We start from the raw sequence: 15,486 nt of genomic DNA on the forward strand, positions 1-15,486 counted from the left end.
ATAGCAAATTTTTAATGACATTATTGAAGGCTTCTCGTAACCTCCGTATAATGGCTATAGAAATTTCTCGATCAACTGCATAAGCTTTCCAAGGTAATGGGCATCGGTTTCATCAAAATCGTTGAGCTGATCGCTGTCAATGTCGAGGACGAGGCTTACCTTTTCGTCTTTGAAGGCGGGAAGGACGATTTCGGATTTGGAGGCAGAGCTGCAAGCAATATGGCCTGGGAATGCTTCCACATCCGGAACCAGCTGCGTTTTCCCTTCTTTCCAAGCTGCTCCACAAACGCCTTTTCCAAATTGGATTCGGGTACAAGCGATCGGTCCCTGGAACGGTCCCAGCACCAGTTGGTCGTTTTTTACCAGGTAAAACCCAACCCAGAAGAAGTCAAAGGCCTCTTTGAGTGCAGCGCTGATATTGGCAAGATTGGCGGTCTGGTCAGGTTCACCAGTGGTGAGGGCTTCTATTTGCGGAAGCAGGGCTTGGTATTTATCTGCTTTGGTTGCGTTTTTAGGAAGGAATAGTGATTCAGCCATTGGTCGTATTTTTAGAAGTCGATTCGTTTTTCTCGAAAATTTCCAAGCAGTCGCCCATGATGTCATATTTTTCAGTGGCGATTTGTTTCAGCTTGGGTGCGGAAATTCCGCTTTTGAAGGTTTTATTGCCAGTAAACACCCGTGCTTCGTCCCAAAGTTCACTTTGGATAAATTTTTGTAACAAATAGCTCCCGCCCTCGATGATCACACTTTGTACTTTGCGATGGTGGAGATCGCTGAGGATGTCCTCTATGCCAAAATGTTCTTTTAGTTTTACATAAGCCAGGTTATTGACCGTCTCATCTTTGACCAGGTTATAACAAATTGTAGGAATGCTTTGATCAAACAAGTGGAGGTTCTTGTCGAGGGTAAGCTGCTTGTCCAGGACGATTCTTAAGGGCGGCTCGCCTTGCCAATCGCGTACATTGAGTTTGGGGTCGTCAAAGTGGGCTGTTTTAGTGCCCACCATAATGGCATCTTCCTCTGCTCGCCATTTGTGCACCATTTGTCTGCTATAGCTGTTGGAGATCCATTTGCTGTCATAGTTGGGACGAGCGATAAACCCGTCCAAGGTCTGGGCCCATTTAAGAATGACATACGGACGTTTTTTTTCAATGCTGGTAAAAAAGCGTTTGTTAAGTCGTCTGGCAGGCCTTTCCAAAATTCCCGTGAGCACTTCAATGCCCGTATCTTGCAGAATTTTAATGCCTTTTCCTCCTACCAGAGGGTTGCTGTCCACCGCCGCAATGACCACTTTTTTGACTTGCTTTTCGGCCAGTAGGATGGCACAAGGCGGGGTTTTCCCATAGTGCGCACACGGCTCCAATGTAACATAAACGGTCGCTTCTTTTAGCAATTTCTGCTCTTTTACACTGTTCACGGCGTTTGGTTCAGCATGGGGACCGCCATATTTCATGTGGTAACCTTCTCCAATGATAGTGTCTTCATGCACAATTACACAGCCGACCATGGGATTGGGACTTACATGTCCTCGGCCCAGTTCGGCTAGTTCCAGTGCACGCAGCATGTATTTTTCGTCTGTCGTCAGGGTCATTGGTAGGGTTATTCTTCGGGGTTTTGGGGGATTTGCAGGATGATGGGCTCCATTTGGGAAGTGCTGTCCAGTTTGGTGAATACCGTGGTCAGGCTGTCCAAATAGGGAGCTCTTGGTTCAATATACACTTGATATTCGCCTGCTTCCAATCCTATAAAAGTGAAATTGCCCAAGCTGTCGGTGAGGGTGGCTAAGGTGTCTTCGCCGAGAACAGCATATACGTATGGTTTGGCATCTAAAGGGCTCACTTCACCGGTAATTTTGGTATTGTTCGTTTTCTCAAAAACACGCATGAAAGGGGTAAAAAGGAAGCTGTTTTCATCACTTGGGTTGATGCCCACGGAGCGGCTCAGGTCAATGTCCATAATCAGATCATAGGACATTCCGCCTTCCAAAGGGTAATTGACTTCATGCTCATAAGCTTTGTCCTCTTGGTCTGCAAACTGGAGTGATCGTGCTTCGTTGTCCTGCACAAGATATTGCCCATCGCCAAAGACTAGTTTGACCTTGCTGATTTTTCCCAGTGGCAGTTCTCCCCTGCCCAAGATCAATCTGGAGTCATTTACCAGCGCGCTTACATTTACAATATTGCTGAGGGGTAGATAATCCAGGGGAATCCACTCTTGAGTGCCTGCACTGTTTCCGCTTTCGACGAATACCTCTACCCGTTGGATATCCAAGTACACCTGGTCCCAATCGCCGGGAGCATCCACCAGGTAGATGTTGACCAAAGCGTGGGTTTGGTTGGAAGCATCATCCAAACAGCTGAAGGTAAGGAGAAGGATTGGCAGAAAAAGCCCAAAGGATCGTTTAAGTCTATGCATTACCTGAGTGGTTGGTTTTAGGTAAACAACGTAAAATTACTGCATTATGATTTCGGAAGAAAGTTATTTGTCAAAACCCATGACAAATGTAGTGATTTAGATACAGGATCCTTTGGTGAAATGTGGTTTAGTCCGTGCAAATGCATGCAAGTTGCTTAATTCTATATCCTTGATGGATGTATGTGCGCTTCACAAATGGGCTAGGGGATTACAAATCCCGAACAGCCATAGTGATGAGTTGAAAACTCAAATCCACCTGGTTCCGCTGCCCAGCTGCCGGAACAACTGTGCAATTGTATATTTATTAACCTCAGCTCGATTATAAAATCGTCACTGCGAGGCTTAGAGGGAGATGTGAGGGGTGGAAGCCGTGGCAGCTCGCCGCGGCGAGTTGCCACACCCTTTTCCAACCCACATCCTCCTTAAAAGGGTTCGCAATGACGATTTTAATACTAAAATTAAGTCGAACTCAGGTTATTACTTTTCAAGTTTCGCATTTGAAATGCGAACTGTTGAGAAAGGCATTTGGGCTCTATATGGATTATAGTGGGTGAAGCCCATGGTAAATTTCCCGTCCCACGTTTTCGGTTTTAGCCGCATTTCCCCCCCTATTTCCCTGTGAAGGAAGCCCATCGTTTTAACAGTAAGAAATTTTCTTATATAAGACCATGTCAATATTCGTCCCCCCAGAAATAAGGCTTGACCCACAGTGTCGGGGCTCGTGTGTTCGAGAATAGCTTGGCCTGGACAAAGCGGTTGATACCAAAAGCGCTCAAACCTTTTCAGGCCTGAGCGCTTTGATTTATCAATTGGTGGTTTTTTTTATACAAAGGCAAAGAAAATCAGCCATGTAATAATCAATACCGGTAGTAGGATAGGAATCGAAAACCGGATGATATACCCAAAAAAGGAAGGCATCTTGATGCCGGATTGCTCGGCGATAGACTTCACCATAAAGTTTGGTCCATTTCCGATGTAGGTCATCGCTCCAAAGAATACGGAGGCAATGGATATTGCCATCAGCTGAAAGGCCGAGTCATGGTATCCATCCATAGCAAACTTCCTGACCATTTCCACATCACCAATACTTGCTCCCCTAGAGGCCATTGCTGCGGCAAGGAAGTTAAGGTAAGTCGGTGCATTATCCAGAAATCCTGAGAGTAGGCCTGTACCCCAATAGAGGCTGTTATGGGTAATGAGTTCCGCTCCTGCCGGTGACTTGGCAAAATTCCCCACCAGCTCCAAGGCCGGCATCATTGTGCCAAAGATCCCGATAAATATAAAGGCGACTTCCCGAATGGGCTCGAAGTTAAATTCATTGCCTTTGATGGCCCTTTTATCAGCAAACTTAAAGGAAAAGAACGCTACGGAAAACATGATGATTTCCCGGATAAAGGAGAACTTGGTGCCATCATATACAATCGCCGGCACCCAATCCAGTACATTGGGATCCAAGAATACAGAGATGATTACCACCAGTAGCCACAGAAAGTTTTTGGATCCGATAAGGGAGATTTTGTTTGTATAAGCCTCGGTGTCCTCGATTTCTTCGTCATTGGCCGCACGGCCAAGTTTCTTGTCGATGAAGAAGAATGCCACAGAAAGAATGATGAGGGCAATCACCCAAGCGGGCCAGTTATGTTCCATGGTCCAGAAGAACGGAACACCCTTGAGAAAACCTAAGAACAGTGGAGGATCACCGATCGGTGTGAGGGAGCCTCCGACATTACTCACCATAAAAATGAAGAATACAATGTGGTAAGCACGGATGTTATTTTTATTTAAACGAATAAAAGGCCTGATAAGTAACATGGAAGCACCAGTGGTACCGATCAAGTTAGCAATGATAGATCCTACGATCAGCAGGGTGACATTAGCCAGTGGTGTGGATTTTTTGTCAATGCTGATCATGATCCCACCTGAGGCAATGTACAGTGACGCAAGCAGCGCAATGAACTGCAGGTACTCGGCCAGTGCGTGTACTGGAGCATGCGTATTGTGCATGGCGAAAATATAATATAGCACTACCAAAGCAGCTAGGATAATGGCCACTTTAGGGTAGTTGTGATGCCAGAAATGCTCATAAAACAGCGGTCCTGTAGCGATCATGAGCAGCAGTACCACAAAGGGAATGACCAGCCATACCGGTGCATGGGCATGTTCCGCTTCTCCTTCAGCATGGGCGCCTGCATGTCCTGTGTCGGACTGATGATCATTTTGGTCTTCGTGTCCTTCCTGATGTGCTGATACTTCTGTCTCTTGGTGACTGTTTTGAGCCATGAGACTGGCTGAGCCTGTATAAAACATTGCCCCCCAAATAATCCCAAAAGCAATAATAATGTTCTTCATTAAAATAGAATTAGATTAATTCGTCTTAGGTTTTGATTCTTTTTTCCGCTAGGGATAAAAGTAGTTGAAGGAATACGCGCCCCTAAACTACAGAATTTGAACCAAACCCACCAAAATAAATTCATATGGTCGGAATAAATTAATTTTATGTTAATCTTTATTCCTGATAAGTAGTTTTTATCGTTATACAAGTTGGCGCAGCGCTATTTCAAATGATTTTTCAGCAATTCCCGTTTTAGAGGGATGCTCATCAGCGGTTTTTTTCATTGCCTTGAAGATTGTCTGGCGGACATCTTCAAAGATGGCCTGGTCAGTCACTTGACTATGGTCTTCCATAAGATAAGCAAATGTCCGGGCCATGCCACAGTTGGCGATAAAGTCGGGAATTAGCCCGATCCTTTCGTCAGCTGAAAGTGCTATAGGGCCAAAAAAGATTTCTTCGTCAGCAAATGGCACATTGGCTCCGCATGAAATCACTTCCAGTCCACCCTTGATAAGGCGATCCAGCTGCGCTTGTGTGACCAGTCTGGAGGCAGCGGCAGGAATAAATATTTCATGTTCCAAATCCCAGACAATTTGATCCATGGCCTTGAATGGGATTAATTTATCTGCGACGAGTTTATTGCCTTTTCTGTCCAAGAACAGCTTTCGTACTTCATCCAATGTAAATCCGTCCGTATTGATCAACCCTCCTGCCTGATCGATGATTCCGACGATTTTGACGCCCTCGACGGCTAAGAAGCAGGCCGCAGAGGAGGCGACATTTCCCCAGCCTTGGATGATGGCGCGTTTACCTTTCAGTGTACCACCCCAAAGCGTATAGTAATGCTTTACTGCTTCTGCTACTCCAAATCCGGTAATCATATCCGAAACCGTATATTTTTTTTTGCCGTCAGGCGTATAATGAGGGTCTTCGAGTACCTTGGATACACCTTGGCGTAACCGACCGATCTTTCTGATTTTCTGTGGCTCCGTAGCGTGAAAATACCCGTTTACGATGCCTTCCTGAGGGTGCCAGAGTCCGTATGACTCTGTAATGGGTATTACCTCGTGTATTTCATCAACGTACAAATCCCCTCCAGTGCCATAATAATTCTTCAGTAAAGGTATAACCGCCTCAAACCACCTTCTCAGGACCTCTTCTTTTCGCGGGTCATTGGGGTCGAAGTTGATCCCGGATTTTGCTCCCCCGATGGGAGGGCCTGAGACCGTAAATTTTATCTCCATCGTCTTGGCCAGAGATTCTACTTCACGCCTGTCCAGTCCAGCTCGCATTCGAGTGCCTCCCCCTGCTGCTCCGTTTCGAAGGGAATTGATCACTACCCAGCCTTCAGCCTCGGACTTGCTGTCACTCCATTCGAAAACAATTTCAGGCTTTTTGTCCTCAAACCGTTTGAGTAGTTTGTCCATACGATAAGATTTATCGGGTTGCACAAAAATATAAAAAATTCATAATTGGGCTATTTTTATAGCTGTTCATTCAGTGATTTTTGTTAAAAAAGTAAAAACAGGTTGTTTTTTGTGCTTATAACTTCAGGTTGGTATAAAGTACGGGTTTTCATGGCTGTTTTATTTGGGTTGTACATTAGGTTAGTAGTCTTTTGGAGACCAAGGAATAATCCCATTAATGTAAGAAAAAGTATTCAAATTACCCTGAATTTACTGAAACTAGCAGGTATTGATCGTGAGGGGTGGCGACACAAAGCGCAAAGTATAAAAGTATCCCTAAAGACTTAGAAGTGATGTTTTTCTTCCTTGGGTTTTGTCTCCTGTGTATTGGATGGGAGGTGTCATGGGTAGTGGACACCTCCACAACTGTCCCTTGAAGCCCCAGTCACCGATGCAAAGGTATTCACCTCATTGTTCAATTTTAGCACCCCCAGAAAGGCAAAAATCAACGCTTCCTTAAATTCTACGATGGACCTGTCCGGGACCACGACTTCAATATGATTCCCGAGTCTTTTCTGTAGTTGGCCGATAAAAAAGGCATTGTATGCACCACCTCCCGAGACGAGGAGTTTGCCCTTATGTGGAGGAAAGAGCTGCTGAACCACCTTGGCGATCTGCTCGGTATAGTGTGCCACCAATGTCGCCAAGAGATCTTCCTCCGTATCATTTTGTTGCTTTAATAAAGGTAGGAAAATACCTTCCATTTCTTCCCGTCCAAGGGATTTGGCTCCTTGATGAGTATAAAAATCGATGGCGTTTAGCTGAGCGAGAAAGGCGGTGTTGACCTTTCCGGCTGCCGCGAGATTCCCCTGGTCATCATACGGTAATCCTTTTTTTGCCGCAACTTCATTGAGCAGTAGGTTGAAAGGCGACACATCAAAAGCCAAGCGCTGCCCTTGGTGCATCATGGAGATATTGGAAATGCCTCCAAGGTTAAGGCAGCCTTCATAATCCGGGAACAGGAAGTGGTCACCGGCGGGCGCCAGTGGCGCCCCTTGCCCGCCAAGTGCTACATCCAGGCTCCTAAAGTCATTTATTACCGGAAATCCAGCTTTTTCCCTTAAGCTCCAGCCTAAACCGATTTGTTTGGTCATGCCGAGGCTTGGCTGGTGGAAAACCGTGTGGCCATGTGAACAGACGACGGCTGGTCTTAATTGGTGTTTATGACAGAATGCCTTTACCTGTTTGCCCATCCAAGCTCCAAAATCCACATCCAGCAGGGACAATTGCTCACCTGACAGGAGATGTGACTGGCTGAGCTTTTTAGCAAGTGCAGCTGGAAAAGCCACCGTTTCGGCTTCTACGATCGTAAACTCCCATTTGTCGTTTTGCTGGAAGCAGCAGTGCGCGATATCAAGACCATCTCCCGAGGTTCCGGACATCAGTCCGATGGCTTCATACGTATCGGAGGACTTCATAAGGGTTAAAGTTTGTTAAAAATGAAAGCTTAAAGTTAATTTTAATCAACGTATTTCAAACGGACTTTTTAAAATCCTTAATTTAGGGTCGAAATTCGGGATAATGTTTTTTGTAGGAAACATCCTGAACGGTAAGTAAATGTAGGAGACTTTCGAAGAAGGAGTATTGAAAAATTTGGTCATCGACATTGGCAATACGCGTATAAAATCGGCTTTGTTTCATGGTGAAGAGTTGGTGGAGGATTGCGTAGAGGAGTATTTGGATGAATTGCTATTGAGGATCAGTTCGTGGGAATTTGACCATGCCATGGTCAGTTCTGTAAGGTGGTCGAGAAAGGAGCTGGAAGTGCTGCTTCCTTTTACCTTTGTGTTTTTGGACCGCTCTACGCCCATGCCGGTCACCAATGCTTATGAGACGCCCCACACGCTGGGACTGGATAGGATAGCTGCGGCTATCGGTGCCCACGGGATGGCCGGCGGATCGGCAGTATTGAGCATTGATCTGGGGACTTGCATCACGTATGACTTTATCGATCAATCACGTTGCTACCAAGGAGGAGCGATCTCTCCAGGAGTGCAGATGCGTTTTACGGCCATGCACACACAGACGGCACGATTGCCACTGTTGGAACATGTCCCGACGGATGGATTTCCAGCCCTTACGGGAAATAACACACTGGAAGGCATGAAAAGCGGCGTTTATCACGGTGTGTATTTCGAAATGGAAGGGATCATTTCCCAGTATCGAAGGCATTACCAACATTTAAAGGTGTTTATTTGCGGTGGTGATGCGAAATTCTTTGAAAGCTTAACAAAAGACTACATATTTGTAATCCCCAATTTGGTCCTACACGGATTGAATAGAATTTTAAATTACAATGTCAATACAAACTAGACTGCAACTACTTGGCGTATTTAGCGCTATTTTCATATTTACGCAAGCAAAAGGACAGGTTGGTTCTTCCACGTACAGTTCCCTTGGCGTGGGCGATATGAACAATTCAGGCCTTACGCAAAACCAAGCCATGGGAGGACTTGGCATCAGTTATGGCGACGCTTGGTCTGTCAATCAGGTAAACCCTGCCCTGTCCGTGAAGAATAATGTTTTTAACTTTCAGGCAGCTTTTAATTACAAGCGTTATCGGGCATCTACGGAAAGCAGTAATTCTACCTTAGATGGTGGGGGATTGAGCTACGTGACCGTTTCGCTGCCCGTCAAGCCAAGGAAATGGACGATCGGATTAGGTTTGGATCAGTTGAGCACTGTGGACTATGAGCATTTGGTCGAGTCCCCAGTAGTCAATTCCGACTATAATTCCATTAGTCGAATGAGAGGACGCGGAGGGATTAGTGAGGTGTACTTGAACACCGGTTTTGAGCTATTCAAGAATTTCAATGTGGGTGTTCAGGGCTCTTATATTTTTGGATCCACGATCAAGCGCCAGCAGATTACGCTGACCAATGAAGATGGGCCACTGGTCGATGGACAGTCGGAATATTATAACAGGTTGACAATTAACGATTTTTCATTTAAAGGCGGTGTTCATTACGCATTACGCACTGGAGATCGCAGTAGAATGAATTTTGGTGCCATTTATCAGGCTTTTGGTGACCTTAATGGAAAAGTCTTCGCAAAAATGGCCGATATCGGTGAGGCCAGTGATGAGAATTCGGATGGGCAGACTATATTTAATAATGAAAGAGGAAATATTTATCTACCTAATAAGTTAGGTTATGGCGTATCTTTCGAAAAAATTAATAAATTTGTGATTGGGCTTGAGGCTCAGCATCAGGATTTTACGCAATATGAGTCTTTTATAGGAAGAAACGACGATCTCGGATCATCCTTTAAGGTAGGACTGGGAGGCCAGTTTATCCCAGATATTTACTCCATTGAAAGTGTTTTTATGCGGAGTACTTTCCGTGCAGGGCTTGAATTTGAGCAGACACCTTACCTGATAGGAGAGAATAAGGTCAATGATATTGGCATTAATTTTGGAGCGTCGATTCCTATGAACAGCTTGTCTCTGTTAAATTTTGCCGTAAAATTTGGACAGAGAGGTACAACAGACGATGGTTTGGTCAAGGAGGAATATGTGAAGTTTTCCCTTGGATTTTCCATCAACGACAACAGTTGGTTCTACAAAAAAGTATTTGAATAAACAAAATGAGTATGAAAGCTAAAATTGCATTATTTGGGTTATTGTCTTTTGTTTTCGTGGGTTTGGCCCAAGCTCAGGAGGGATGGAATTGGCCTTCTGACGAAAAAATGGAATCAAAAGCAAGGGAGTACAACGCTGCCTACAACGATTACATGAAAGCAGATCAATTTATCCAAGCCACAAAACCACTTCACTGGTTATTGGTAAATGCCCCTGATCTAAATGAAGCCATTTATATCAATGGTGTTACTGTATATGACGGTGCTTCAAAAGAGACAACAGACGAAGCCCAAAAGAAGATTTACCAAGATTCTGTCATGACGGTTTATAATCTACGCGGCGAAAAATACGACAACACCGCCAGTTGGATTGAAAACCAAGCTTATTATGCTTATAACTACTACAGAGGTGATAAGGACAAAGTGGCCGATGCGGCTGAATATTTTGCCAAGGACATTGAGCTTAATGGAGAAATCAATACCCCTGGGTTAGTTCCTGCGTATTTTGATTTGGTGTACAGAAACTACGCCTATAATCAAGCCTATTCTGATGAAGAAGTGCTTGAAATATACGATGCGCTTTATGCCCGATTGGACAAGGCAGAAGCAGCAGGCGGAGATGTTTCCGGACAAAAGACCACTTTGGACCAGATTCTTGTTAACATGGAAATCATCGATTGTGATTTTATCCAGAACAAGCTGGCACCACAAATGGAAGCAAACCCAAGTGATATTGCATTGGCCAAAAGGGTATTTCAATACTCTGTCCAATATAAATGTACTTCTTCAGAAGCCTTTACCAAAGCCTTGGAAATCGTAGATAACGATAGCCCGACTTTCTCCACTTCCCAGGTAAGAGGTATGCGAGCGATGCAAAGTAAAGAACATGCCAAAGCAGAAGAAATGTTTAACAAAGCATTAGAGCTAGCAGAAAATGATGGCCAACGGGCAGAAGTGTATTATGATCTTGCGAAAGCACAAGCCCAGCAGGGCAAAAAATCAAGTGCCCGCCAGTCTGCACTTAAGGTATTGGACTTTGACTCTTCCAAAACAGCAGACGTGTGGAACTTTATCGGTAGCTTGTACATGGGCTCTTCAGCAGACTGTAGAGGTGGCCAGAGCCGTGTGAAAGACTACTCGGTATTCATTGCTGCTTATGAAGCATTTGCCAAAGCGGGCAACAATTCAGGAATGGCCAACGCCAAAGCGAGATTCCCTTCCAAAGAAGAATTGTTTACTGAAGGTTACCAAGAAGGTCAAACCATCAATACTGGCTGCTGGGTAGGTCAATCCGTGACCCTCAGAACAAGAGATTAATGAAGCCATAAAGTCAATGACTATGGTCAACATTGAAAAGGCGGTTTATGAAACCGCCTTTTTTTTATTCCCCGCTGAGTAATAAGGAATAACTCGATTTTATTGATAAATTTGCTGCATGATTAGGAATCTGGTAATAGTGTTTATCGTGGTGTCGGTGGGATTTTCCTGCAGGGAGAGTGTGGACACGAGCCAGCTGGAGCAGTATAATGGACCAATGCGGATTACCACTGATATGGAAGTGTTCAGGAGTGATTCGGCGACCGTCCGTATCAAACTTACGGCAGGAAAACAATTGGTCTTCAATAATCAGGACATGGAGTTTCCAGAGGGCATTCAGATCCAGTTTTACGATGTGGACGGTAAGCTTACCTCTACGATCAGGGCTGATAAGGCCTATTATGATAATAAGACAAAGCTGTATCGTGGAGAAGGGGATGTAAGGGTTCACAATATCGAAAAAGGAGATAAACTGAATACCGAGGAGTTGTTTTGGAATGAGCGGAAAGAAATTATTTTTACGGAGAAGTTCTTCACCATAGAAAAAGCAGATGAGACACTGATCAAGGGTACAGGCCTAGAGTCAGACCAGTCCTTTAGCAATTATACATTATATAATATAGTAGATAGCCGATTGCCGATACAGGAAGAGGAGCAATAGTATGAGATTAAAAGGAATTATTTTGCTATCACTGTCAGCAGCGCTGGTAATTATAGGTACACACCTGACGATGACACAGGGGATTACCTTTTCTTATCCAGTGTTTATGTTTGCGGTGGCGTTGCTGTTTTGGTACAAGTATTTAAAGACCAAATGGGCGGAGCAAGACGAGCAATCATCTCAAGGTCAAGAGGGTAAGAAAAAGCGCAAATAATGGAATATCAGTACCTTGTTTATGTTTTGGTCACCTTAATGTTTTCAGCCTTGTTTTCTGGTTTGGAGATAGCGTTTGTGTCAGCGAACAAGCTGCACATAGAGCTTCAGAACAAGCAAGGTGATTTCACGGGAAAGGTGTTGGCGGGATTTATGAAAAATCCTGGCCAGTTTATTGGCACCACCCTACTAGGAAATACTGTTTCATTGGTCGTCTATGGTATTTTCATGGCCTACTTGCTGGAACCTGCGATAGCCCATTACTTACAGTATTTGCCGGATGGCTTGCATGGTTTGAACAATCAGGTGACGGTCATGCTTATCCAAACAGTGCTGTCCACCTTGGTCGTTTTGATCACTGCGGAGTTTATTCCCAAGAGCATATTTATGCTCAATCCAAATAACCTGCTGAGCTTTTTTGCCATTCCATTTATGATCATCTATTACACCATGTATCCGATAGTGTGGTTAGTGGTGGGGATGTCCCGTTTTTTTATTACCCGTATTTTGGGATTGGATTATAGCGAAGATCGGCCGGTTTTTAAGATCACGGACCTGAACAGTTTTATCCAGAACAATTTGGAGACAGAAGGCGATGATGCTACCGACATTGACACCAAGATTTTTGACAATGCGGTAGAGTTTAAAAAGGTAAAAGCAAGGGACTGTATGGTTCCCAGGACAGACATCGTGGCCGTGGATGTAGAAGACAGTATTGAGGAGCTGAAGTCCACGTTTATGGAAAGTGGGCATTCGAAGATCATTGTTTATAAAGAAAATATCGATGATGTGATCGGTTATTGTCATCACTTGGAGCTTTTTAAGAAGCCCAAGGAAATTGGAGATATCCTTACCCCTATCATCATTGTGCCGGAGACTGCATTGGTGAACGAGCTCTTGGTGCAATTTATTTCTGAGCGAAAAAGTCTGGCCCTGGTAGTGGATGAATTTGGTGGGACCAGTGGTATCGTCAGTATGGAAGACATCATCGAAGAGATTTTTGGCGAGATCGAAGACGAATATGATAATGATGACCTGATCGAGCAGGAGCTTTCGGACAACGAATATCTGCTCAGTGCCCGCCATGAGATCGATTACCTTAATGAAAAGTACGATTGGAATTTGCCGGAGGGGGATTTTGACACTTTATCCGGTTTTATCCTGTACATCACAGAAAATATCCCAAAAAAAGGAGAGTCTGCCGTGTATGGACCATTTACTTTTACGGTGGTTTCCAAGCAGGAGCACCGGATTGATACAGTGAAACTTAAAATAAATACATAAGTGAGGTGAGGAAGTGATTATTGGGGGCGATAATATTTTGAATTTACCGCCAGATGTAATTATTTTGCGACACTTCAAAAACTAGAAGAATGGCTTTAATAAAAGAAATTAGACAGAGAACAGGTCTTGCAATCGGTGTGATTGCGGTAGGGTTGATACTTTTCCTGGTAGGAGGAGATTTATTGGGTCCCAATTCAATGCTCTTAGGAGGTAGGGATACCGTGGTAGGAGAAATCAATGGGGAAGAAATTTCCTATGAAGAATACATTGCGCAGGTGGAGCAGTTTAAGCAAAACTATGTGCAAAACTCTGGGCGAAACCCAACAGAGAATGAGATGTACAGTGTGCGTGAGCAAGCATGGCAAGCCATGGTGGTGAAGCGTGTCTTTTCAGAGCAGTATGAGGAATTGGGCATGACCATTTCCGATGCTGAATTGGTAGATATGGTGCAAGGCAAAAACATTGTCGCCGAGCTTCGCCAGCAACTTACCAATCCAGAGACCGGGCAATTTGATCGGCAACAGTTGATTTCTTTCTTGCAATCACTGGAATCTGCCCCTCCCCAGCAGCGCGCTTTTTGGGCTCAGCAGGAGCAGACCTTCGCTGATTCCAGGTTGCGGATCAAATATGACAACTTGCTTTCATCATCTTCATATGCTACCAAGGAGCAAGGTGCCATGCAATATAAGATGCAAAACAGCATTGCCGATGTAGAGCACCTGTTTGTTCCTTATTATGCGATTTCAGATTCTGCTGTGAACATTACAGATGCTGACCTAGAATCATATCTTTCTGAGAACAGAGAGGAATTTGAAGCGCAGAATACCAGGGACCTTTCCTATGTGACTTTTAATCTTTATCCAAGCGGAGCCGATTCTGCTGCAGTGATCGATGAGATCAGCCAGTTGACAGAAGAGCTTCGTGCTGCTGATAACGATTCTGTTTTTGTACTGAGAAATTCAGAAATCTCCAACCCATACAGAACCTTCCTTCCTGGACAGACCCTTCCGGCTGATTTTACGTCAAATGTGGAAAACCCTGAAGTAGGTGCAGTTTACGGGCCATTCATTACCAATAGGAGTTCGTACGTGACGTACAAGGTATCCGAGCAATATGAAGGCACTCCGCGAATGAGGGCCAGCCATATCCTATTCAGCACCCAGGGAATGGACGATGCTGGAAAAGCGGCGGCGAAGACCCAAGCGGAGACGGTTTTGGCGCAACTTGAAGAAGGAGGAAATTTCTTTGCAGCGGCACAGCAATACGGACAGGATGGTACTGCCCAGCGTGGAGGTGATCTTGGATGGTTTGCAAAGGAAGACTTTGTGGAGCCTTTTGCTGACGCGGTATTTTCAAGAAATGAGACAGGTCTTATCGGAAAATTGATCGAAACGGAATATGGGTTCCATATCATTAATGTTACCGCGCTTCCTGAAAATGAAGTGGTGAAAATTGCAGTCCTTGAAAAAGAACTGGTGCCAAGTGATGCGACTAGAAACGAGGTCTTCAGAAATGCAGACATGTTTGCCGCCAGTACTGGCAACGCCGATCAATTTGAAACCAATGCAAAAGAAGAAGGCTATCGTGTCATGGATGCAAGTGGACTTGCCACTAACGCGAGGTCTATCAATAACCTTACAGGAGCCAGGGAAGTGGTTAGATGGGCATTTAACGATGCTTCTATTGGAGCCGTGTCCCAGGTGTTTGAACTGGAGAATGCCTATGTGGTAGCCCTGCTCAAGGGCAAAACAGAGGAAGGTGATGTGGAACTAAAACAAGTAAGGGGTGTCGTAAGAGACCAAGTCCTTCGTGAGAAGAAATTTGAAATGATAGCAGAGAAGCTTTCCGGTAAAGGGTCTCTCCAAGATATGAAAGCGGTATTCCCCAATGAAGCATCTATTGGCACTGCACCAAGTTTGAAATTGAGCGAAAACACCATTCCAGGTATTGGCTACGCCCCTAAAGCAGTAGGAGCAGTATTTGGATTGGAGTCCGGTCAGATTACACAGCCGATCAAAGAGGATATCGGAGTGGTCGTGGCCAAGCTAAACAGTAAGACCCCAGCAGGAGAAGTAGCTGATTACACCATGTACCAAAACCAGCTACAGGCCAATCAGCAACAGCGTACGGCCTATATGATCATGATGGCTGCGGAGGAATTAGCAGAAGTGAAGGACTACAGATATAAATTCTTCTAAGAAGCTCGTATGTACATAGCA

13 protein-coding genes are annotated in these 15,486 nt (G+C 44.7%); 7 read left to right on the forward strand and 6 right to left on the reverse strand.

What is annotated here, in order from left to right:
* Nucleotides 1-54 precede the first annotated feature (54 nt).
* From FDP09_RS06035 to FDP09_RS06060, 6 genes are all read right to left on the reverse strand, one after another.
* Complete coding sequence (locus FDP09_RS06035; RefSeq protein WP_137401794.1) at nt 55-537, reverse strand: GAF domain-containing protein; 483 nt, start codon at nt 535-537, stop codon at nt 55-57.
* Complete coding sequence (ribD, locus tag FDP09_RS06040) at nt 530-1,591, reverse strand: bifunctional diaminohydroxyphosphoribosylaminopyrimidine deaminase/5-amino-6-(5-phosphoribosylamino)uracil reductase RibD (protein WP_137401795.1); 1,062 nt, start codon at nt 1,589-1,591, stop codon at nt 530-532. Before ribD ends, FDP09_RS06035 begins: the two co-directional genes overlap by 8 nt.
* An 8-nt stretch (nt 1,592-1,599) precedes the next feature.
* Nucleotides 1,600-2,415, reverse strand: coding sequence for a DUF4382 domain-containing protein (locus tag FDP09_RS06045; RefSeq protein ID WP_137401796.1), 816 nt, complete (start codon nt 2,413-2,415; stop codon nt 1,600-1,602).
* 822 nt (nt 2,416-3,237) lie between these two features.
* The gene (locus tag FDP09_RS06050) at nt 3,238-4,764 is read right to left on the reverse strand and encodes a sodium:proton antiporter (RefSeq protein ID WP_137401797.1); all 1,527 of its coding nucleotides are present in this window, start codon (nt 4,762-4,764) and stop codon (nt 3,238-3,240) included.
* Between the two features lie 183 nt (nt 4,765-4,947).
* Complete coding sequence (locus FDP09_RS06055; protein WP_137401798.1) at nt 4,948-6,174, reverse strand: Glu/Leu/Phe/Val dehydrogenase dimerization domain-containing protein; 1,227 nt, start codon at nt 6,172-6,174, stop codon at nt 4,948-4,950.
* Nucleotides 6,175-6,554: 380 nt separating this feature from the next.
* Complete coding sequence (locus tag FDP09_RS06060; protein WP_137401799.1) at nt 6,555-7,631, reverse strand: anhydro-N-acetylmuramic acid kinase; 1,077 nt, start codon at nt 7,629-7,631, stop codon at nt 6,555-6,557.
* Nucleotides 7,632-7,806: 175 nt separating this feature from the next.
* Between FDP09_RS06060 and FDP09_RS06065 the strand changes: the two genes are divergently transcribed.
* The 7 genes from FDP09_RS06065 (at nt 7,807) to FDP09_RS06095 (ending at nt 15,465) form a co-directional block, all read left to right on the forward strand.
* Nucleotides 7,807-8,526: a type III pantothenate kinase gene (locus FDP09_RS06065; protein ID WP_308421142.1), complete on the forward strand. Its 720-nt coding sequence runs from the start codon at nt 7,807-7,809 to the stop codon at nt 8,524-8,526.
* Complete coding sequence (locus tag FDP09_RS06070; protein ID WP_137401801.1) at nt 8,510-9,793, forward strand: hypothetical protein; 1,284 nt, start codon at nt 8,510-8,512, stop codon at nt 9,791-9,793. The genes FDP09_RS06065 and FDP09_RS06070 overlap by 17 nt, the downstream gene beginning before the upstream one ends.
* Before the next feature lie 11 nt (nt 9,794-9,804).
* Nucleotides 9,805-11,109: a tetratricopeptide repeat protein gene (locus tag FDP09_RS06075; protein WP_137401802.1), complete on the forward strand. Its 1,305-nt coding sequence runs from the start codon at nt 9,805-9,807 to the stop codon at nt 11,107-11,109.
* Between the two features lie 118 nt (nt 11,110-11,227).
* On the forward strand, nt 11,228-11,770 hold the full coding sequence (lptC, locus tag FDP09_RS06080; RefSeq protein WP_137401803.1) for an LPS export ABC transporter periplasmic protein LptC: 543 nt from the start codon (nt 11,228-11,230) through the stop codon (nt 11,768-11,770).
* A gap of 1 nt (nt 11,771) precedes the next feature.
* A complete protein-coding gene (locus FDP09_RS06085; protein ID WP_137401804.1) occupies nt 11,772-11,984 on the forward strand; it encodes a hypothetical protein in 213 nt (70 codons plus the stop codon).
* Nucleotides 11,984-13,267, forward strand: a complete 1,284-nt coding sequence (locus FDP09_RS06090) for a hemolysin family protein (RefSeq protein WP_137401805.1) — start codon at nt 11,984-11,986, stop codon at nt 13,265-13,267. Before FDP09_RS06085 ends, FDP09_RS06090 begins: the two co-directional genes overlap by 1 nt.
* Nucleotides 13,268-13,356: 89 nt before the next feature.
* A complete protein-coding gene (locus FDP09_RS06095) occupies nt 13,357-15,465 on the forward strand; it encodes a SurA N-terminal domain-containing protein (protein ID WP_137401806.1) in 2,109 nt (702 codons plus the stop codon).
* The last annotated feature ends 21 nt before the right edge of the window (nt 15,466-15,486 follow it).

Source organism: Echinicola rosea (genome assembly GCF_005281475.1).
GTDB classification, from domain to species: Bacteria; Bacteroidota; Bacteroidia; order Cytophagales; family Cyclobacteriaceae; genus Echinicola; species Echinicola rosea.